Source organism: Pedobacter sp. 01N416, from assembly GCF_056399685.1.
Genome location: NZ_JBFTRT010001140.1, coordinates 1 through 381 on the forward strand (window position 1 = coordinate 1; position 381 = coordinate 381).

The following is a 381-nucleotide window of genomic DNA, read 5'->3' on the forward strand; positions in this document are numbered from 1 at the left end:
AATAAAAGCAATCCAGCTGGTAATCCAAACCAAGCAAATACATCCATTATCCCATTAACAAATCCTCCAGAAATTGAGCCAATAATATCTAGAGTTCTGGCCCCAAAAAGTCTGACTTCGATAGCAGTAACATATGGTTTAGTAAAGAGATAAGATTCGTTAAATAAGCCATGTCCCATTAGTGGTTTTTCCTTTATAAGCTCCCATCCAATATAGAAATCTCTATAACGAGCGAGACCTGAAAGGTTTTCGCCTCCAAGTTTATCATTAATGTTCTCGAGTATAAAAACTAAAAAACTAGAAAAAAATACGGTAAGCCCCACTAACGTCATCACAAATTTCTTTCTTGTTTTAAGATTTGATAGTACAAAGTATAAGTAG

Annotated in this window: 1 protein-coding gene; it reads right to left on the reverse strand. The window is 34.4% G+C overall.

The features are described 5' to 3' along the window. On the reverse strand, window positions 1-381 hold a 381-nt coding region (locus AC1DND_RS29615), incomplete at both ends, for a hypothetical protein (protein ID WP_477586636.1).